The 18871-nt window shown below is 68.0% G+C and carries 17 protein-coding genes; 5 read left to right on the forward strand and 12 right to left on the reverse strand.

Features of this window, described 5'->3' with window-relative positions:
- Positions 1–211: 211 nt before the first annotated feature.
- The 4 genes from J2T23_RS10335 to J2T23_RS10350 form a co-directional block, all read right to left on the reverse strand.
- The gene (locus tag J2T23_RS10335; protein ID WP_141159393.1) at positions 212–1201 is read right to left on the reverse strand and encodes a Ppx/GppA phosphatase family protein; all 990 of its coding nucleotides are present in this window, start codon (positions 1199–1201) and stop codon (positions 212–214) included.
- A 7-nt stretch (positions 1202–1208) separates the two neighbouring features.
- Positions 1209–1628: an SseB family protein gene (locus tag J2T23_RS10340; protein ID WP_141159392.1), complete on the reverse strand. Its 420-nt coding sequence runs from the start codon at positions 1626–1628 to the stop codon at positions 1209–1211.
- 52 nt (positions 1629–1680) lie between these two features.
- The gene (gene topA, locus J2T23_RS10345) at positions 1681–4407 is read right to left on the reverse strand and encodes a type I DNA topoisomerase (RefSeq protein ID WP_141182429.1); all 2727 of its coding nucleotides are present in this window, start codon (positions 4405–4407) and stop codon (positions 1681–1683) included.
- A gap of 123 nt (positions 4408–4530) precedes the next feature.
- Positions 4531–6180: a DUF7059 domain-containing protein gene (locus J2T23_RS10350; RefSeq protein ID WP_307359687.1), complete on the reverse strand. Its 1650-nt coding sequence runs from the start codon at positions 6178–6180 to the stop codon at positions 4531–4533.
- 43 nt (positions 6181–6223) lie between these two features.
- On the opposite strand from J2T23_RS10350, the gene J2T23_RS10355 reads away from it, so the two are divergent.
- The gene (locus J2T23_RS10355; protein ID WP_307359689.1) at positions 6224–6697 is read left to right on the forward strand and encodes a DUF6023 family protein; all 474 of its coding nucleotides are present in this window, start codon (positions 6224–6226) and stop codon (positions 6695–6697) included.
- Between the two features lie 50 nt (positions 6698–6747).
- Complete coding sequence (locus J2T23_RS10360; protein WP_246857294.1) at positions 6748–7311, forward strand: DUF6023 family protein; 564 nt, start codon at positions 6748–6750, stop codon at positions 7309–7311.
- Between the two features lie 58 nt (positions 7312–7369).
- Here the strand turns inward: J2T23_RS10360 and trhO are convergent, their stop codons facing one another.
- A complete protein-coding gene (gene trhO, locus J2T23_RS10365; protein ID WP_307359693.1) occupies positions 7370–8266 on the reverse strand; it encodes an oxygen-dependent tRNA uridine(34) hydroxylase TrhO in 897 nt (298 codons plus the stop codon).
- Positions 8267–8400: 134 nt separating this feature from the next.
- Between trhO and J2T23_RS10370 the strand changes: the two genes are divergently transcribed.
- Both J2T23_RS10370 and J2T23_RS10375 read left to right on the forward strand, forming a co-directional pair.
- Positions 8401–9093 (forward strand): GNAT family N-acetyltransferase, encoded by a 693-nt coding sequence (locus tag J2T23_RS10370; protein WP_307359694.1) that lies wholly within the window; start codon positions 8401–8403, stop codon positions 9091–9093.
- 85 nt (positions 9094–9178) lie between these two features.
- The gene (locus J2T23_RS10375; protein ID WP_307359696.1) at positions 9179–11554 is read left to right on the forward strand and encodes a DEAD/DEAH box helicase; all 2376 of its coding nucleotides are present in this window, start codon (positions 9179–9181) and stop codon (positions 11552–11554) included.
- Positions 11555–11578: 24 nt separating this feature from the next.
- Here J2T23_RS10375 and J2T23_RS10380 read toward each other — a convergent pair whose 3' ends face one another.
- From J2T23_RS10380 to ssd, 7 genes are all read right to left on the reverse strand, one after another.
- The gene (locus J2T23_RS10380; RefSeq protein ID WP_141183454.1) at positions 11579–11935 is read right to left on the reverse strand and encodes an Rv3654c family TadE-like protein; all 357 of its coding nucleotides are present in this window, start codon (positions 11933–11935) and stop codon (positions 11579–11581) included.
- Positions 11935–12429, reverse strand: coding sequence for a TadE family type IV pilus minor pilin (locus tag J2T23_RS10385; RefSeq protein WP_307359698.1), 495 nt, complete (start codon positions 12427–12429; stop codon positions 11935–11937). Before J2T23_RS10385 ends, J2T23_RS10380 begins: the two co-directional genes overlap by 1 nt.
- Entirely contained in the window at positions 12426–12875 is a 450-nt protein-coding gene (locus J2T23_RS10390) for a DUF4244 domain-containing protein (RefSeq protein ID WP_307359700.1), read from the reverse strand. The genes J2T23_RS10385 and J2T23_RS10390 overlap by 4 nt, the downstream gene beginning before the upstream one ends.
- A 151-nt stretch (positions 12876–13026) precedes the next feature.
- A complete protein-coding gene (locus J2T23_RS10395) occupies positions 13027–13629 on the reverse strand; it encodes a type II secretion system F family protein (protein ID WP_141161471.1) in 603 nt (200 codons plus the stop codon).
- A 2-nt stretch (positions 13630–13631) separates the two neighbouring features.
- Positions 13632–14447, reverse strand: a complete 816-nt coding sequence (locus tag J2T23_RS10400; protein ID WP_307359704.1) for a type II secretion system F family protein — start codon at positions 14445–14447, stop codon at positions 13632–13634.
- Entirely contained in the window at positions 14444–15742 is a 1299-nt protein-coding gene (locus J2T23_RS10405) for a TadA family conjugal transfer-associated ATPase (protein ID WP_307359709.1), read from the reverse strand. Before J2T23_RS10405 ends, J2T23_RS10400 begins: the two co-directional genes overlap by 4 nt.
- Complete coding sequence (gene ssd, locus J2T23_RS10410; protein WP_141161470.1) at positions 15739–16779, reverse strand: septum site-determining protein Ssd; 1041 nt, start codon at positions 16777–16779, stop codon at positions 15739–15741. Before ssd ends, J2T23_RS10405 begins: the two co-directional genes overlap by 4 nt.
- 281 nt (positions 16780–17060) lie before the next feature.
- Here ssd and J2T23_RS10415 point away from each other — a divergent pair, with 281 nt between their 5' ends.
- Positions 17061–18797: a bifunctional 3'-5' exonuclease/DNA polymerase gene (locus J2T23_RS10415; protein ID WP_307359711.1), complete on the forward strand. Its 1737-nt coding sequence runs from the start codon at positions 17061–17063 to the stop codon at positions 18795–18797.
- The last annotated feature ends 74 nt before the right edge of the window (positions 18798–18871 follow it).

The following is an 18871-nucleotide window of genomic DNA, read 5'->3' on the forward strand; positions in this document are numbered from 1 at the left end:
ACAGGCAACTCCCATCCTCAGCGCAGGCAGCACACAACTTGGGGTCCTAACGTAGTTATTACCTCATTGAGGGTGCGAGTGATGCGGCAGGCATGGGGATGTCTGCCAGGGCACCGGTGGCACGGCAACAGGTTTTCCCCCATTTTCCTGTAGCCGGCCCCGGTGCTTCCGCATTTAACGGCCGGTTCACTGGCACCCCTTCGTCAAAGGGCTAGACAGTTGCTTCCACGGTTCGGGAGCCTGCCACGTGGGGTGCCGGCTCCAGGGGTCCGTCGAAGACCAGTTGGTCAAGGCGCCGCAGGATCAGCCCTTCACGCAGCGCCCACGGGCAGATGCGGAGCTTCTTGAACTTGAACATCTCCAGGGCGGCCTCGGCCACCAAAGCGCCCGCAAGGACCTGGCGGGCCCTGGCCTCGGATACTCCGGGAAGGTGCAGGCGGTCTTCCGAACTCATCGCCGAGATCCGCTGCGTCCAGATTCCCAGGTCCGAGGCGTGCAGTTCCCTCTTGACGTAAGGACCCTCGGCACTGGGCGCAGCACCCGCGATCCTGGCCAGAGACCGGAAAGTCTTGGAGGTGCCGGCCACCACGTTTGCCCGGCCCAGGCCGTCAAATTCGCGGACGGCAGGCTTGAGCGTGGCCCGGATGTAGCGCCGCAGATCCTTGACGCTCTTCGCGGTCGGCGGGTCCTCGGGAAGCCAGTCCCGGGTGAGCCGGCTGGCACCCAGCGGAACGGAAGTCGCTACCTCGGGAAGTTCGTCCTGGCCGAACGCCATTTCGAAGGAGCCGCCGCCGATGTCCAGGTTCAGGATGGGCCCGGCGCCCCACCCATGCCAGCGCCTGACGGCGAAGAACGTCATGGACGCCTCTTCGCTGCCGCTCAGTTCCTGCAGGGTCACCGTGGTCTCGTGCTTGACCCTGGCCAGGACGGCCGGGCCGTTGGCGGCCTCCCGGATCGCGGAGGTACAGAAAGCCAGGAGGTCCTCGGCCTTGTGCCGGGCAGCGAATTCCCAGGCTTCCAGCACGAAGTCCGTGAGCTCCTGCTGGCCTTGGTCGCTGATGCTGCCGTCCGGCTCAAGGTATTGGACCAGCGACAGCGGCCGCTTATGGGAAGCGAACGGGACCGGCTGCGCGCCCGGGTGGGCATCCACCAGGAGCAGGTGGACAGTGTTGGACCCGATATCGAGGACGCCTAGACGCATGGGGACATTATTGCTCGTCAGCGCGCTTGAAGTCGCGCCTGATGTTGGCAACACCCTCGGGGTTGATCTCGAAACCGTAGGCCGCGCCCGGGTTGATCACCATGCCCAGCTCATCGCCGATGTTGGCGATGATGGCGGCGCCCTGCGTGCCCAGGACGTTGGGAGCGGCTTCCAAGTACTGCTGGTCCACCCTGCTGGGGTGCGAGAAGACGGCCAGGACGGGGTCGCCGTCGGCATTGGCAAGAACCAGGGGCTCCACCTGGGAGTCCACGCCCTCCACCGTGTCCGAGCTGATGATGTAGACCTCGCTGTTGAGGAACGACAGGATGACGTCCACAGGGTCTGCGTCCGGCTGGCCACCGGTGGCGAGCTTCTCCTCGAGGTCGTTGAGCGGCTGGAGGTCCGTGTGCGCGGGCTGTTCAGTCATTCCCCTAGCCGATCACGATACTGTGGCCGGCGCAAACGCGCCGGCCACCTGGTTACTTCTTGGCCGTGGCCTTTTTCTTGGCCGGCGCCTTGCGGGTGGTGGTCCGCTTGACCGGTCCCTTGGCGCGCTTCTCGGCGAGCAGTTCCACCGCCTGTTCCCGCGTGAGTTCCTCGAGGGAGGTGGCACGGGGCACTGTGATGTTCGTGATGCCGTCCGTGATGTAGGGGCCGAACCGGCCTTCCTTCACCACGATGTTCTTCTCGGACACCGGGTCGGGGCCGAATTCGGCCAGCGGGGGCACGGCGGCGCGGGCGCCGCGCTGCTTGGGCTGCGAGTAGATCTCCAGTGCCTGCTCCAGGGTGATCGTGAAGATCTCCTCTTCGGAGCCGATGGAGCGTGAGTCCGTCCCCTTCTTCAGGTACGGGCCGAACCGGCCGTTCTGCACCGTGATGAGGTTGCCTTCGGCGTCCTCTCCCAGTGCCCGGGGCAGGCTCATGAGTTGGAGCGCTTCCTCCAGGGTCACGGATTCAACGGTCATGGATTTGAAGAGCGAACCCGTGCGCGGCTTGGCCTTCACCGGCTTTTTCGGCGGCTTGGGCTTGCCGTTCTTGTAGTACTCCACCGGCTGGTTGGCCAGTTCCTCGTCGGTCATTTCCGGGATGATCTCTGTGACGTAGGCACCGTAGCGGCCATTCTTGGCCACCACGGTATGTCCGGTGTGCGGATCCGCGCCGAGCACGCGTTCCTCGGGCGCCGCCGTCTCCATCAGTTCGATGGCCTTTGCAGCAGTCAGTTCGTCCGGGGCCAGGTCCTCGGGGACGTTGGCACGCGCCGATTCGACGATCTCGCCCGTTTTCGGGTCCACCACGGCGGCAGAGCTTTCCAGGTAAGGGCCGAACTTGCCCACCCGGAGGGTGATCTCGTCGGTGATGGGGATGGAGTTGATTTCGCGGGCATCGATTTCGCCCAGGTTGTTGACGATGCTCAGCAGGCCCGGATCGGAATCCTCGCCGAAGTAGAAGTGCCGCAGCCAGGAGGCGCCGGCTTCCTGGCCGTTGGCGATCTTGTCCAGGTCGCCTTCCATGTCGGCGGTGAACTCATAGTCCACGTAATCGGAGAAGTGCTGTTCCAGGAGCCGGATCACGGAGAAAGCGATCCAGCTGGGCACCAGGGCCGAGCCCTGCTTCCGGACGTAGCCGCGGTCCTGGATGGTTGAGATGGTGGAGGCGTAGGTGGACGGACGGCCGATGCCCTTCTTCTCCAGCTCCGCTGTCAGCGAGGCCTCCGTGTAGCGCGGTGGCGGGGAGGTCTCGTGGCCCACGGCCTGGATGTCGGAAGCCGTGAGCGAGTCGTCCTTGGCAACGTTGGGCAGGCGGCGCGCTTCGTCGGAGTCGTCGTCGCCGCGGGTCTCGTCCTTGCCTTCCTCGTACGCTGCGAGGAAGCCGGGGAACGTGATCACAGTGCCGGAGGCGGAGAACTCGGCGTCCCGCCCGTCGCTGGACACTGCGCCCAGGCGGATGGTGGCCGTCGAGCCCTTGGCGTCGCCCATCTGCGAGGCGACCGTGCGCTTCCAGATGAGTTCGTACAGCCGGAATTCGTCGCCGGAGAGCTGCTTGGCGACCTGGGCGGGGGTGCGGAAGGAGTCACCGGCGGGGCGGATGGCCTCGTGGGCTTCCTGGGCGTTGGCGGCCTTGTTGGAGTACACGCGAGGTGACTGCGGAATGTATTCGGGGCCGTACAGTTCAGAGGCCTGGCGGCGGGCTGCCGTGATGGCCTCATCGCTCAACGCCGACGAGTCCGTACGCATATAGGTGATGTAGCCGTTTTCATACAGCCGCTGGGCGATCTGCATGGTGCTCTTGGAGGAGAAGCGCAGCTTGCGGCCGGCCTCCTGCTGGAGCGTTGAGGTAGTGAACGGCGCCGCCGGGCGGCGCGTGTACGGCTTGGTGTCCACCGAGCGGACCCGGAAGTCGGCATTCTGCAGTCCGGCAGCCAAGGACGTGGCCAGTTCCTCGTTGAGGTGGGCCACGTTCCGTGAGGTCAGCTCGCCGTTATCGTTGAAGTCGCGGCCTGTGGCCACCTTGGCGCCGTCCACGGCGGCAAGCTTGGCCTTGAAGGAGCCCGATTCGGCGCCGAACTGTCCGGTCAGGTCCCAGTAGGACGCGGCCTTGAAGGCCATGCGTTCGCGTTCGCGGTCCACCACCATGCGGGTCACTACCGACTGCACCCGGCCGGCGGAGAGTCCGCGGGCCACCTTGCGCCACAGCACTGGGGAGATTTCGTAGCCGTAGAGCCGGTCCAGCACGCGGCGGGTTTCCTGGGCGTCCACCAGGTCCTGGTCAACATCGCGCAGGTTGCCCATGGCGCGCTGGATGGCTTCCTTGGTGATTTCGCCGAACGTCATCCGGTATACGGGGACCTTGGGCTTGAGCACCTCAAGCAGGTGCCACGCGATGGCTTCGCCTTCGCGGTCCCCATCGGTTGCGAGATAGAGTTCGTCGGCGTCCTTGAGCGCGGCCTTGAGCTCGGTCACCTTTTTCTTTTTGTCCGGAGACACCACGTAGTAGGGCTTGAAGTCGTGATCGATGTCGACGGCGAACTTGCCCACGGAGGTTTTCTTCAGCTCGGCGGGGAGCTCCGAGGGCTGCGGCAGGTCGCGGATGTGACCGATGGAGGCCTCAACGATGAAGCCCTCGCCGAGGTACTTGGCGATGGTCTTGCTCTTGGCCGGAGACTCCACAATCACGAGTTTCTTGCCGGTTTTGGCCTTGCTTGGCACGGTGCTCCTACAGAAAAAGGTTGCTGGGGCAGATGAGCCCATGTCCGCCTAGTTCACCATATTTTGGGCAATCGTGCGCATTCCTGTGGAAAAGACGGGGCTCCGATGAGGGCTTGAGGGGGCCTATTCCAGGGCCGGATTTCCGGCCGGGACCAGGAAGCCGTCCCGGACCAGGTTGGCCACGTCGGCGAGCAGTGCACCCTGGAAGGTCCCGGCGTCGAAGCCTTCGCCGCCGCCCAGGAGGGCCTCCAAAGCCCCGGCGATCTGCCCGGCGGTGAGGTCGCCGTCGCACGCGGACACAAAGCCGGCCAGCTCGGTACTCATCAGGTTGGTCCGCCGCAGCCCGGCACCCTGCCGGAGCAGGATCACGCCAGGATGTTCTGCGCCTGGGCGCTGGTGGCGTTCCTCGGTGACGTCGTCCGCCACGAGCAGGTGCGTGCCGGCAAGGTCGTGGGCGGCGAGCCAGTCGCTGCGTTCGACGGCGGCACCCAGGTGGGGGCCGATTGGCTGCTCGATGGGGTAGGTGATTTCCTCGAAGCGGCTGATGGCGGCAGGTTTTCCGTCTGCGGGGCGGCGCAGCCAGACCATGCCGAAGCCAATGCCGGCCACATCCCGGGAGCCGAAATCGGCGAGGTAGGCGGCGTAAGCGTCCCGGTAATGCTGCCGGTCCCGGGACTCGGAGGCGTCCCGCAGCCAGGTTTCGGCGTATTGTTCCGGGCTGACTAGCTCCCGTTGGATGAACCAGGCGTCCGTGCCCTGCCGCACCCAGGACTGTGGCCGTTCTTCCCAGCTGCTGCCGGCGGCGACTTCCCAGTTGCCAAGCATCTGGGCCCACCCGCCGGGTGCCAAAACGCCTGGCAGGCGGGCCACCAGGGAGGCCACGATCCCGTCACCGGGCAGGCCGCCGTCGCGGTAGGTGAACTGGTCCGCCGCGTCCTCGCCGGCACTGCGCGGGGTGATCACGAACGGCGGGTTGGAGACCACCAGGCCGAATTCTTCACCGGCCACCGGCTCCAGGAGTGAACCCAGGCGCAGGCTCACCCTGTCTTCGAGGCGCGCAGGGTCCACCGAGAGCGCCTCGGCATTGAGCAGGATGTTGAACCTGGCGTAGGCCAGCGCACGCGCGGAGATGTCGGTGGCCGTGACGTGCTGGCAGTGGTGCAGCAGGTGGAAGGCCTGGATGCCGCAGCCCGTCCCGAGGTCCAGGGCGCGCTCGGTGTGGCGGCGGATGGTGGTCTGCACCAGGGTGGTTGATGCTTGGCCGATGCCCAGGACGTGGTCGTGCCGGAGCACGCCGGCCTGCTGGTGGGCAGCAAGGTCGCTGGCGACCCACAGCTCCGCACCGCCGCTGCCGTCGCCGTTCCTGTCCCAGCCGTACGGCCGCAGGTCGGCTTTTGCCGTGAGCAGCCCGGAGCGGGGGACGGGCTGCACCAGCCCCAGCTCAACGAGTCCGTCGGCGCCGGTGCCCGGCAGCGCGGCGTCGAGCGTTTCCTTTTCCTGCGGCTCTGCGAGGAGCCACAGGCGGACGACGGCGGCGAGCGGCACAGTGCCGGCGTCGGCCCGCACTGCCTGTTCAACAGCGAGCACCGCGGGGATGATCTGGTCCCTGTTCAGCGCCGACGAGGCCTCAGGGCCGAGCAGCTGCGCCACGCCGTCGAGCGTGTAGTCCAGCCCGCGCAGGTCGGCGGCGAGCGCGGACAGCAATGCGGGGAGGTCGCTGCGGGGAGCGTCGGGAGTGTTTCCGGCGGTGAACTCATAAGGGGATGCAGGCACCGCTCAAGTTTAGTCCGGGGTGGGTGCGGGGTACGGTGGTCCCATGCCTTCCCGCCCCGCCTTCCTTCCGCACGCCCGCACGGCGGCCGCTGTTCGCCGTTCGCTGCCGGGGGCAGCGGCTGCCGCCGGCCTCTGCCTTGCCGTGGCAGGGTGTTCACCGTCGAATCCGGTGGAGAATGCAGATGTATCGGCGTGGCGGGCCACCGCGATGCCATCCTCCCCGGCGGGTGTTGTGCTGCAGGATTCCGGCAAGATCCTCAACCGGGACCGCATTGTGCAGGAGGCCGCCAGGGTTCCTGCGGGCAGCTACATGCTCACTGCGGTGTGCGACGGCACCGGCAAAGCCTTCTTCGCCGTGTCCCTGGACGGCAAGGCCTTAACGGAAGCCGGAGCCGCCTGCAACGGCCGGCAAGAGACCACCAGGATCAGCCTGCCCGCTGCGGGCCGGGTCGAAATCAGCAGCTCCAGCGTGGACGCTCCGCTGCTGTACGCCTACCAGCTGGCACCGGCGCAATAACGCCCGTTCCGGCTCTGGCCTGCCGCCCGGCGGGGGCTTAAAGTCGGACTATGCCCAGCGTGCGGGGAATCTCCGCGTCCCTTCCGGAAGGGACAGCACGGGCGCCGCTGGCACCGAAGGCGGCCGCCGCCGTCGCCCTTGGACTTGTGCTTGCGGCAGGTGCCCTGTCCGGCTGTGAATATTCGTACGACGACGGCCGGGCCTCCAGCGCGCAGGGCACCACGACCGCTGCCCCGGCGCCGGCGTTCACCCGCGACCCGCTGCAGCAGGATCCGGTTGGCGAGGCCGATCTGGGGGACTGGGAATCACGGGCGCTTCCGGGCACCACGGGTCCCGTGGTCCAGGCGGAGGCAGGACTGCTCGCTGCCGGTGAAGTCCGGACGGTCCGGTCGCCGGTGCTGGAAACCGGGACCTACATGCTGGCCATCGCGTGCCGCAGCCAGCGCCGGGTGACCTTCACGGTCAGTACTGAAACCCTCACCCTGGTGGACCTGGGCCTGCGGTGCGGCATCAACCGCCAAAACGTCATTTATGTATCGACGGACAGCGTGCTAACGGTCAGGGTGGAGGCCCGGACCGCTGCGAACTACGCGTTCCGTGTGCAACGGCTCTGACGCCTTGCCGTTACAGGGACAGGCGCGGTAACCTTACCGGCGCTGTCCGTTGCCGGGGTCAGGCCGCGGCGCACCCGTCCGGGCAGCGGAGCGTCTCCGGGCTCGCGGCGCAATCGGCGCAGTACAGCGTTAAGGTGCGGCAGCTCGGGTTGGAACAGTTCTCGAATTTGCTGGTGGGCGCCGAGCAACGGGCACACTGGCCGATCGTTTTGGCGTCCTCGCTGAACTCGAGGTGCATGCGCTTGTCGAAGACGTAGAGTGAGCCTTCCCAGAGCCCCTGGTCCTTGAATGCCTCGCCGTAGCGGACAATCCCGCCGTCCAGCTGGTAGACCTCTTTGAAGCCGCGGTTCACCATGAGGCTGGACAGGACCTCGCAGCGGATGCCGCCGGTGCAGTAGGTGACCACAGGCTTGTCCTTGAGGTCGTCGTACTTGCCGGATTCCAGCTCCTTGATGAAGTCGTGGGTGGTGGCGACGTCCGGCACCACTGCGTCCTTGAACCTGCCGATCTGGGCTTCGAAGGCGTTCCGGCCGTCGAAGAAGACCACGTCCTCGCCGTCCCTCTTCCTGGAGTCAACGAGCTCGTGGAGCTGCTCCGGCTTCAGGTGCTTCCCGCCGCCCACCACGCCCCCGGCGTCAACCTTGAGTTCCCCCGGCGCGCCGAAGGAGACGATCTCGTCCCGGACCTTCACGCTGAGCCGCGGGAAGTCTGCCGCGCCGCCATCGGACCATTTGACGTCGATGTCCCGGAACCCGGCGTACTCCCGGGTGGTCTTGACGTACTGCTTAACTGCACCGATTTCCCCGCCCACGGTGGCGTTGATCCCGTCCCTGGAAATGATGATGCGGCCGGTCAGTCCCAGCTTTTCGCACAGGGCACGCTGCCAAAGGCGGACAGCCTCCGGGTCTTGAAGGGGGGTAAAACCGTAAAAGAGCACAATCTTGTTCAAAGCCACGTATTTAAGGGTACCGGCTGGGTTTGCCCCTCCCCGGCGTGGCACCGGCTGAGCGGGCCCGGCACTGATCACAATTGCATAAGCACTGCGGCCCCCTCTGTTGCTTCCGATCGGGCTGGAATAGTCTTCTTGCCATGAGCCCGGAAACCCTGGTTGAAGACATCACTGGCCTGCTCGAAGTGTGGGTTGCCGGCTGGGCCGGATGTCGCGGCTACCGGACCTCCACGGAGGGCCGTTTCCCCGCTGCGCTCCGCTCTGACACCAGCGGCGAGTGGGAAATCTTCGCGTCCGAGCCCACGGATGACGAGTTCACCACCCTCGCGTCCAGGACTGCGGAATCACCGGCGCGGGTACTGACCATTCTCACCAACGACCCCTCACGGTACGCCGCCCTGGCAGCCCGTCAGGGGCTGAACGTCACCTCTGATTCGCAGACGATGATGATCGTGGACATGGAGACGCAGGACGCCGAGGACCCCTGGTTGTCCGACGACGACCTGAGCCTGTCCACTTACGAGCAGGACGGCGTGCATTACGCGGAGGTCCGCTCCGGAGACGCCCTCGCGGCCAGTGGCCGGGTGTTCGTGGTCGGTGACACCGCAGTGTTCGACAAGATCATCACCGAGCCTGCCTTCCAGCGCAGGGGCCTGGGCAGTTTCATCATGCGTGCGCTGGCGGCCCAGGCCTTCGGGCATGATGTCCGCGCCGGTTTGCTGTTGGCTTCCCTGGACGGGCAGAAGCTCTACTCCCATCTTGGCTGGACCACGGTGGCCCGGGTCCTGATGCTCTCGGCGTCCCACGACGGAGCGGACCTCTCCCTGAGCTGAAAGGGTTCAGCCGGGGCATCCCGATTGTTTTCCCCGTTGGCGAACCGCGGGCGGGCGGCACAGTTACGGGTGGAAGAATGGTGGGGTGAACCCCCATGACTCCCTGGTTCCCTTGCTGGGCCGCGGCCCGGACCCGGAACAGCTCCGTCATGTGCGCACCATACCGGCGCGGGAGGCAGTCCATGCGCCGTGGCCCGCATGGGTTCATCCGGACATTGCTGCCGCGTACGGGACGCTGGGCATCCGTGAGCCGTACCGGCACCAGGTCGATGCGGCCGATGCAGCGCATTCGGGCCAGCACGTTGTGGTGGCTACCGGCACTGCGTCCGGAAAGTCCTTGGCGTATCAGCTGCCGGCCCTGGATGCGATCCACCGGTCCGAGCTCCGCGTGCTCGCGGACCCGGGCAAGATCCACGACGACGGCGCCGTCACCCTCTACCTCTCCCCCACCAAGGCGCTGGCGGCGGATCAGCTGAATGCCATCCGCGCCCTGAAGCTGCCCACGGTCAGGGCGGAAACCTACGACGGCGACACCGACCCCTCCGCCCGCCGGTGGATCAGGGACCATGCCAACTTCATCCTTGCCAACCCCGACATGCTGCACTTTGGCATCCTCCCCAACCACGCGTGGTGGGCGGGTTTCTTCCGCCGGCTTCGCTACGTCATCGTGGACGAAGCGCACAGCTACCGGGGCGTGTTCGGGTCACACGTAGCCAACCTGATGCGCCGCCTCCGCCGGATCTGCGCCTACTACGGTGCCGGAACGGCGTTCCCGGAGCCCGTGTTCATCGCTGCCTCCGCCACCGCGTCCGAGCCCGACGTGTCCTTCTCCCGCCTCATCGGGGCGCCCGTCAAGGCGGTGTCCCGCGACTGCTCGCCGCACGGGGCCACCACCGTGGCGTTGTGGGAACCGGCGCTGACCGATGTCAGGGGCGAGAACGGCGCGAAGGAGCGGCGGACGGCCGTGGCCGAAACGGCTGACCTGCTGGCCAACCTGGTGTCCGCCCGGGTCCGCACCATCGCCTTCATCAAGTCCCGCCGCGGCGCGGAGACCATCTCAGCCATCACCAAGCGCCTCCTTGACGAGGTGGATCCGAGCCTGCCGCAACGGGTCGCCGCCTACCGGTCGGGGTACCTGCCGGAGGAACGCCGGGCAGTGGAGAAATCCCTGCGTTCGGGCCAGTTGCTGGGTGTTTCCAGCACGTCTGCGTTGGAACTCGGGATCGACATCTCGGGCCTGGACGCTGTCCTGGTGGCCGGCTGGCCCGGCACGCGGGCATCGCTGTTCCAGCAGATCGGCAGGGCCGGGAGGGCAGGCCAGGATGCCATTGCGGCATTTGTGGCCAGCGATGACCCGCTGGACACTTTCCTGGTCAACCATCCCGAGGCCATCTTCGACGTGTCCGTGGAGGCAACCGTCTTTGACCCCTCCAACCCCTACGTTCTGGGACCGCACCTGTGCGCGGCGGCGGCTGAGCTTCCGCTGGGGCCGGCCGAGCTGGACCTCTTTGGGCCTACCGCTGAAATGCTCCTGGACCGGCTGGTAGCCCAGGGCTACCTCCGGCGGCGGCCTGCGGGCTGGTTCTGGACCCACTCGCAAAGTGCGGCGGCGATGGTCAACCTCCGGGCGGACGGCGGCGGCCCGGTGAGCATCGTCGACGCCGAGACCGGTTCCCTGCTGGGCACCATGGACTCGCCGCAGACCCACTACCAGGCCCACACCGGTGCCGTGTATGTCCACCAGGGCGACGCCTACGTGGTGGAGGACCTGAACGAGGACGACCACTGCGTCATGGTCCGCCGGGCCAACCCGGACTACTACACCACCGCCCGGGACGTAACCCAGATCGAGGTCCTGGAGACCCTGCGGACCATGCAGTGGGGCGACGTCACCGTTCACTTCGGCGATGTGAAGGTGACCACCCAGGTTGTCTCCTTCCAGCGCAAGGCCCTGATCTCCAATGAAGTCCTGGGCGAGGAGCCGCTGGAATTGGGCGCCCGCGACCTCTTTACGAAGGCGGTGTGGTTCGTGGTGGACAACCGTTCGTTGACCGGGGCCGGCCTCATCGAAGCGCAGTTCCCGGGCGCCCTGCATGCCGCAGAGCACGCCGCCATAGGACTCCTGCCGCTGGTGGCGTCCAGCGACCGGTGGGACATCGGCGGGGTATCCACTGCCTTGCATGCCGACACCGGGGTGCCCACCATATTCGTCTATGACGGGCACCCCGGCGGAGCCGGCTTTGCCGAACGGGGATTCGACAAAGCCATGGTCTGGCTGGCAGCGACCCGCGATGCCATCAAGGCCTGCGAATGCGAAGCAGGTTGCCCATCCTGTGTCCAGTCCCCTAAATGCGGCAACAAGAACAACCCGTTGGACAAGGCGGCGGCGGTCACCTTGCTGGGCGTGCTGCTTAAGGACGCTACCGAACCGGCTCCAGTGGATCTGGAAGCCCGGAGCTGACACCGGCCCGGGGAACTGTGTCCCCTAGGGCGGAGGACCTGCCCGTGCCCGACCGGTCGCGGCACCCAGCAGCGGCCGTTCGCCGAGCTCAGCCAGCACTTCAACAGTCTGTCCCGAACCCTCGGAGCAGCTCAGTACCGTCGCATCATGGCGGGCAGCCACGTCGGCGGCGACCGTGCAGGGGTCCCCCGTGGTGATGCCGCGGAGGGCATCCGCCCCGGCGAGGGCTGCGAGGTCCGCTGCCGTTGCGGCCCTCCCGGCGAGCACCGCGGCCTGGGCAAGCAGCAGCATGACAGCCATGGCCGTGATGACCACCAGGGCCAGCCCCGCCGCAAGGACCGTTCCTGAGCCGCGTTCACGGCCATCCGCAAGGGTTTGCATCACCTGAAGCCCCCGGCGTCGCTCGGGCTTTCGCCGGCGCCGGAACCGCCGGTCCCTGCAATCTCGCTGCGCGTGGAGGCCCGGGCGGTGAGGGTCCACGGAATCGAAGAACCAAGTGGGCCCGGGACCCGGTCGGTAACAGTGACATTGAACCACCCGGCGTCGGCCGAGACTGACGCCGATGCCGAAGCGCCGGCGAGCGTCCTGACCGTCCGTTGCACCGTTGCGGGATCCTCGCCCCGGGCCAGGGCCCTGGCGCCGGCCCGGGCTCCCTCTTCGATCCGAAGCTGTGTCATGCCCGCGGCTGCCCCGGCGAGCAGCATGGCCAGCAGTCCAAGCACGGCAGGCAGCGCCACGGCGAACTCGGCTGTTACTGTGCCCCGGGCGTTCACCGTCCTGTCCACCGGTTCCGGGTCCCCGTTGATGCGGGCCGCCGTGGAGGCCACCACTCCAGGTGGCTTCCGTGGCGTCAACACTCCGGCGGAACGTGTCATGGCAGCGCCAAGGCGGTGCGGATGAGGTTTAGGAGGAAACCACGCACTTCGTCGCTCCGGAGGATGAACACCAACAGCCCGGCGAATCCCACGGCGGCCAGCGTAGCGATGGCGTATTCAGCCGTGGCCATGCCGGCTTCGGAGCCCAACAGCCGAACGCTGCGCCGGACCCTGGTGGCGGCAACTCCGGCTCCGGCCCCGGGATAGAGCTCCACCACGTTGCCGGGCCGTGCCAACGTCGCTGCTGGTGAGGGCAAACCCGTTCCCCTGACCTGCGGATCGAATACGCCGGGAACGGATGCGTCCGCCGGGAATGCGGCGGCGTAGGGGTAGGGCGTCCCGGAAGCGCGGCCACGGCTGCCGGTCCGTCCCGATGGAACGCGCCGGGAAGCGGCCACAGCGGATGTTCCGGCGGAGTAGTTGCGGCGGTAGTAGTTGATGGACATCTGGTTTCCTTTCCGATGATGCCGGCAGTGTTCCGGCGCTCCTGACTCTTCCCGGCGCAGCAGTTGCCGGTAAGTGAGGGGGTGGGCTAAGTGGATAAGCCGTGCCCTTCCGCCGATGTGGAGGAGGGGACGTGCAGCCGCCAGGGGACGGCTAGGACCCGGACGGCACCAGGGCCAGCAGAACCGGAACGACGCCAAGGCAGATGAAGGCCGGCAGCGAGCAAAGGCCCAGGGGTATCACCAGCTTCACACCGAGTGAAGCAGCCCGCTTTTCGGCCTCCCGGAAGCGTTCCCGGCGAAGCCTGGCGGCCTGGGCATACAGAATCGCCGAGGACGGCGCACCTGTCAGTGCAGCGAAGCCGAGGGCGTCCCTCAGCTCCAGGATTTCGGGGAGCCGGACGGCGGAGCTGCGCCAGGCCGTGTGCCAGTCGGCGCCGATGGCGAGCGCCGAAACCACCGGCCGCAGCGAGTCCCGGTACTGGGGTGCTGCCGCGGCGGCCACCAGGTCGAGGGACCGGCCAATTCCGGCGCCCGCGTCCAGCATCGCGGCCACAAGTTCGAGCATCATGGCGGTGTCCTTCAGCCCGCTGTCCTCATGGGCCGACGCCTTCTTTGTACCCATTGCCTGCTGGGTCCTGGCAGCAGCAGGAAACAGCCGGTGCAGCCGCCGGAGCGGCACGGCATGGCTGGAACAGGCAAGCCAGGCCCCGGCCGCCAGCAGGAGGAACAAGGCCAGTCCCGGCGCCCAACCCATACTCACGGCATCCCTGCCCCGGCAGCGGCAGAAACCAGCCTGGCGGACCAGGCCCTTCCCGCAGCGGTGAGGACAACCCCGCCAAACAGCGCGGCCTGTCCGAGGGGTGTCCCCAGCAGGGTGGCCAGCGGATCCACGCCCAGGGCGGCACCGAGTCCAAGGCCCATCAAAGGAAGCCAGGTCAGGAGCCGGACCGTTGCCTTGGGACCGGCGAGAGCCGTTTGCCGGGCCGCGTCTGCATCATCTTCCGCTTCCAGCTGGGCCGCGAACCGGGTCAGTACGTCGGCGAGTGGACAACCGCTGGCCTCGGCGATGTCAAAGCAAGCGGCAAGCTCCAGCCAGGTCCTTGCTTCCCTGTCCCGGGGAGGGAGTGCCGTGGATACCGCCCGGCGAATGGTTTCCGAAACGGGTGCCCCCGTGGCGGCAGCGGCCCTCGCGGAAGCCAGGACGGCAGCAGAACCCCCCGTCATGACCGACCCGGACGGCACCGCACCGGTCAGGGGTGCGGCCCCCGGGCGCCGGCTGGCAACGTTACCCGTGCCATACACCGTCCACAGCTCATCCCACAGGCGTGCGGGCGTCCGCCCGCCCCGCAGCAGCGCCGCCAACTGCTGCACTATGAGGGTCAGGCCTGGGCTCCGTGCCTGCGGCGGGCGGCCGCCTGCAGCCCTGCGCCACGGCAACGCCCGCCCCTTCCCGGGCCCGGACACAGTGGCCCTGTTGCCGGTTGCCGCGCGCAGCCTGGAGGCGGCGTCCAGGGGAGGCTTGAGGAGCACCAGCGCAGCGCAGGACAGGAGCATGATGAGGAGGAGCGTCACAGGGCACTCCCGGCGTCCATTCCCAGCCGGGCAGCGAGCGCCGGCCAGGCTGGACCGGGGGTGCCCGATTCTCCCACTGCCGGCAGCACGGCCAGTCCCTGCGGTCCATCGGCGATGAGTCCGATGCACTGGATTACCCTGCCCCTCGGCGTCCTGCCAACGTGGATAACGACGTCAAGTGCGCTGGCAGCCTGGAGGCGGACCGCTTCCGGAGCGAGCCCGGCGAGTGCGCCCAGCGCGTTGAGCCGGGCGGGGACCGCGGCGGCAGTGTTCGCGTGGATGGTTCCGCCGCCGCCGCTGTGCCCGGTGTTCATTGCGGTCAGGAGCTCCCGGACCTCGGCGCCCCGGCACTCCCCCACAACCAGCCTGTCCGGCCGCATGCGCAGTGCCTGGCGGACCAGTTCGCCCAGGTCAACGGCGCCGCCGCCTTCAAGGTTTCCGTGGCGTGATTCGAGCGCCACCACGTGGGGGTGGACCGGGTTGAGTTCCGCCGCATCCTCGATCAGGACCAGCCGCTCGTCCGGGGAACACAGGCCCAGCAGGGTGGAGAGCAGCGTGGTTTTCCCGGAACCTGTGGCCCCACTGACCAGGAAGCTCAACCGCTTCTCCAGAATCCGTTCCAGCACGTCCTGCACCCGCTGGGTGAACATGCCGCCCGTCCGCAGCTCCCCCATGGCGAAGACCCGCTCCCTGCGGATCCGGACGCTCAGCAGCGTCCCGGACGTGGAAACCGGCGGCAACACGGCATGGACACGGTAGCCGCCGGCAAGCCTGACATCGACACACGGTGAACCATCATCCAAACGGCGGCCGCCAGCGGCCACCAGCCGGCAGGCAAGCGCGCGCAGCTGGGACTCGCCATCGAACGCGACCGGGACGCGTTCGATGCCGGCGCCGCGGTCCACCCACACGGAATCGGGGGCGTTGACGAAGATATCTGTCACGGCGGGGTCCCGCGTGAGTTCCTGCAGCGGGCCAAGGCCGTTGAGCTCCGCGCTGATCCGTTCCACTGCAGCAAGCGCCCCTGCAGTGCCCAGCAGCTTGCCGGTGGCCTGGACAGCCGCGGCAACGCGGGAGGGTGTTACTGCCCCTGCCTCGGCCATCATCGTTTCGCGGACAGATTCCAGCAGCCCTGAATCGATGCGGCCACGTCCGGCACCATCCCTTCCGCGCTCCGGGCGGACGGCCTGGCTCGCCTCCAGGATCCGGGCGCTGCGCCGTGCGCCCAGGCCTATGGGACCAGCAGGGCTGGCAGTCTCCGGGGCAGGACTCGATGGGGCACCGGTCGCGCTCATGCGACATCCCCCGCCTGCAGGTCCTCGCCAAGCCAGTCGAGCACCGTGGCGCCGAAATGCCGGATTGCCCGCCGCTTCCCGAATTCCAGCAGCCGGCCCGACTCCATGGCGCCGGGGACAGCCCGGAGCTCCGGCATCCGGCCCTGCACCGGCAGGCCGACGGCATCAGCGATCAGGGAACTGTCCAGCGCCGCGCCGGTCCGGCCACGCACCAGCAGGGCTGCTTCCACCGGCGGGATTTCCTGGAGCAGCCGCACCGCCGCCACCGCTGCCTTCAGCTGCGCGGGCACCACCACCATGATCCGGTCGCAGTCCCAGGCCACAGTCCGGAGTGGCTCCGCACCCCTGCCCACATCCACGACCACCAGCTCATAGCCCCGGCGGGCAGCGTCAAGCACCCCGGCAGAGGCCGCAGCAGCGACGGGGGACGGCTGTTCCCGGGTTGCGGGCCAGGACAGGAAGGAGAAGCCTCCTGCGACGGGCAGGGAATCAGCCAATTGGAGGGGGTCGATGCTGCCCCTGGCCTCAGCGAGGTCCGGCCAGCGCAGTCCGGGGGTTTCCTCGGCGGCGAGCGCCAGTTCAAGGCCCCCGCCCCAAGGGTCGCCGTCAACCAGCAGTACGCGCACCCCCAGCCCAGCCGCGGCCTGGGCTATCCAAATTGCGGCAGTGGTGGCGCCGGCCCCGCCGCAGCCACCCGTGATGCCGAGGACCAGGCCGCCGGGGCCCGGTGAGCGCGACCGGCTGAGGTGGTCCGCCAGCCAGGCAGCGGCATCGGGCAGCACGGCAACCCGTTCGGCACCCAGGGCGGCGGCGAGGTGCCAGAGGCTGTCCCCCTCGCCGTCAAGGCCCACCAGGACTGCGGGCGTCCGCCGCCGTGGTGGGAGTTCCCGCACGTCGCTTCCCACCAGGACGGCTGAGGCAGCGTCCCAGTAGCGTCCGCCCTCCACCGCGTCCGGAACAGCCCGCAATCGGGAGCCGGCGGCCGCTACGATGCGTTCCACTTCGGAGCGGAGGACGGCGGAGGAGGTAACCAACAGCACCTCCCCCGCACCGTCCGGCGCTGATCCGTCCGGATGGGAACTGTCCGGCAGCCAAGGGGCGCCGGCCGCCGGGTTGTCCTGCGACGGAGCACGGGCTGGTGCTCCCCGGCCCGGTGCGCGCCGGAAAGAATCCGTGGCCTGGTCCGGCCCGGGGTGCGGTGCATTCAGCTGGTGCCTGCTCATGCAGCCACTCTGCCGCGGCAGCCAAAGCCAGTTAAGGGGGCACCTCCCCTATGTGGACAACCAAGCCACCGCTCCCGGCAGGGCACAATGGGAGCATGTACCTGCTGCTTGCCGCCCACGCCCGCGGCGCGGCACTGCAGGAACTGACACAAGACGGCCACCCCCGGCAGGCCAACCCTGAACCGCGGGTGGTGGCACCCGGCGAGCTTGCCGGCGTCGTCAGAGAATTCGAAGCCCGGCGCCCGGGCGGCCAGCCGCCCCGCTGGATCTGGCACCGGACGCAGGACTGGTACCCCGCGCTGCTCGCCGCAGGCGTGGAGGTGGAGCGCTGTTACGACATCACGCTGTGCGGCAGCATCCTGGCCTTTTCGCAATTCAGCGCCCACACCGACTACGCCAGGAACACCGACAGGGTCCCGGTGGAGGATCCCTTGCTTCCACCAAAAGTCCTGCTGCCCCCGCGTCCCCCTGCCGACCAGGGCGCGCTGTTCGACGAACCAGCTGCCGGGCCGGCGCCGGGGTGGGCACTGGATGAACTCCGCGCCGAGTACGCGGCCCAGCAGGGCGCCCTGGCCGCCGTGGAGACAGCGGAGAACCGCAGGAACCGCCTGCAGTTGCTGCTCGCGGCGGAGTCCGCAGCCGCCATGGTGGCCGCGGAGATGCAGCACGCCGGCGTCCCGTGGCGGGAGGACCTGCACGAACAGATCCTGGTGGACCACCTGGGACCCCGCCCGCCCGCCGGCCAGCGTCCGCAACGGCTGGAGGCGTTGGCTGCGGAGCTGCGCGCCCTGCTCAACTCACCAGGACTCAACCCGGATTCGCCGCAGGACCTGATGCGGGCTCTGCACCGCAACGGCATCGAGGTCAAGAGCACCCGGAAATGGGAGCTCCGCGAGTCCAGCCACCCCGTCATCGAGCCGTTGCTGGAATACAAGAAGCTCTCCAGGCTCCACACGGCCAACGGCTGGTCCTGGCTGGACGCCTGGGTGGACGGCGGACGGTTCCGTCCCGAATATGTGGTGGGAGGAGTTGTCTCGGGTCGCTGGACATCCCGCGGGGGCGGCGCCCTGCAGATTCCCAGGCAGGTCCGTGGTGCGGTGCACGCAGACCCGGGTTACAAGCTGATCGTTGCCGATGCCTCGCAGCTGGAACCGCGTGTCCTGGTGGCCCTGGCGCAGGATTCCTCCATGGCAGTGGCAGCCCGGGACCAGGACTTGTATGCCGGTATCGCCGCGAAGGGCTTCGGCGGGGACCGTGCCAAGGCAAAAATGGCCCTGCTGGGCGCCATGTACGGGGCCACCTCCGGCGAGGCGGGGCGTCTAATGCCGCAGCTGGCGCGCACCTATCCACGCGCCGTCGACTTTGTGGAGCAGGCGGCGCGGGCGGGTGAGTCCGGCGGGACGGTGACCACCCGGCTGGGCCGTAGCAGCCCGCCGCCTTCGGAGCGGTGGTTCCTGAGCCAGCGCTCCACCTCGGCGGAGGAACAACGGCGGGCTGAGTCCATCGCCCGGTCCCGCGGGCGCTTCACCCGGAATTTCGTGGTCCAGGGCTCTGCAGCGGATTGGGCGGCGTGCTGGCTTGCGGAATTACGACGCCGGCTGCGTACCCTGCGAAGGCCGGGAACCGCCGGTGGCGGCAGCCCTGTCGGGGCCGAGTTGGTCTTCTTCCTGCACGATGAGGTGATGGTGCATGCACCCGCGGACGGGGTTGGCGCCTGCATCGCGGCGATCGAGGATTCGGCCAAGGCCGCCAAGGAATTGCTGTTCGGTCCGGTCCCGGTCGAGTTCCCGGTAAGCCTCGCCGTCGTCGACTCCTACGACCTCGCCAAGTAGCTGCCTCGGAGGGCGTCAATACCCGCCATCGAGATGCAAGGTAACCTACCCGGCAGTAGTTCGACGGTTGTGGT

Source organism: Pseudarthrobacter niigatensis (genome assembly GCF_030812615.1).
Lineage (GTDB): Bacteria > Actinomycetota > Actinomycetes > Actinomycetales > Micrococcaceae > Arthrobacter > Arthrobacter niigatensis.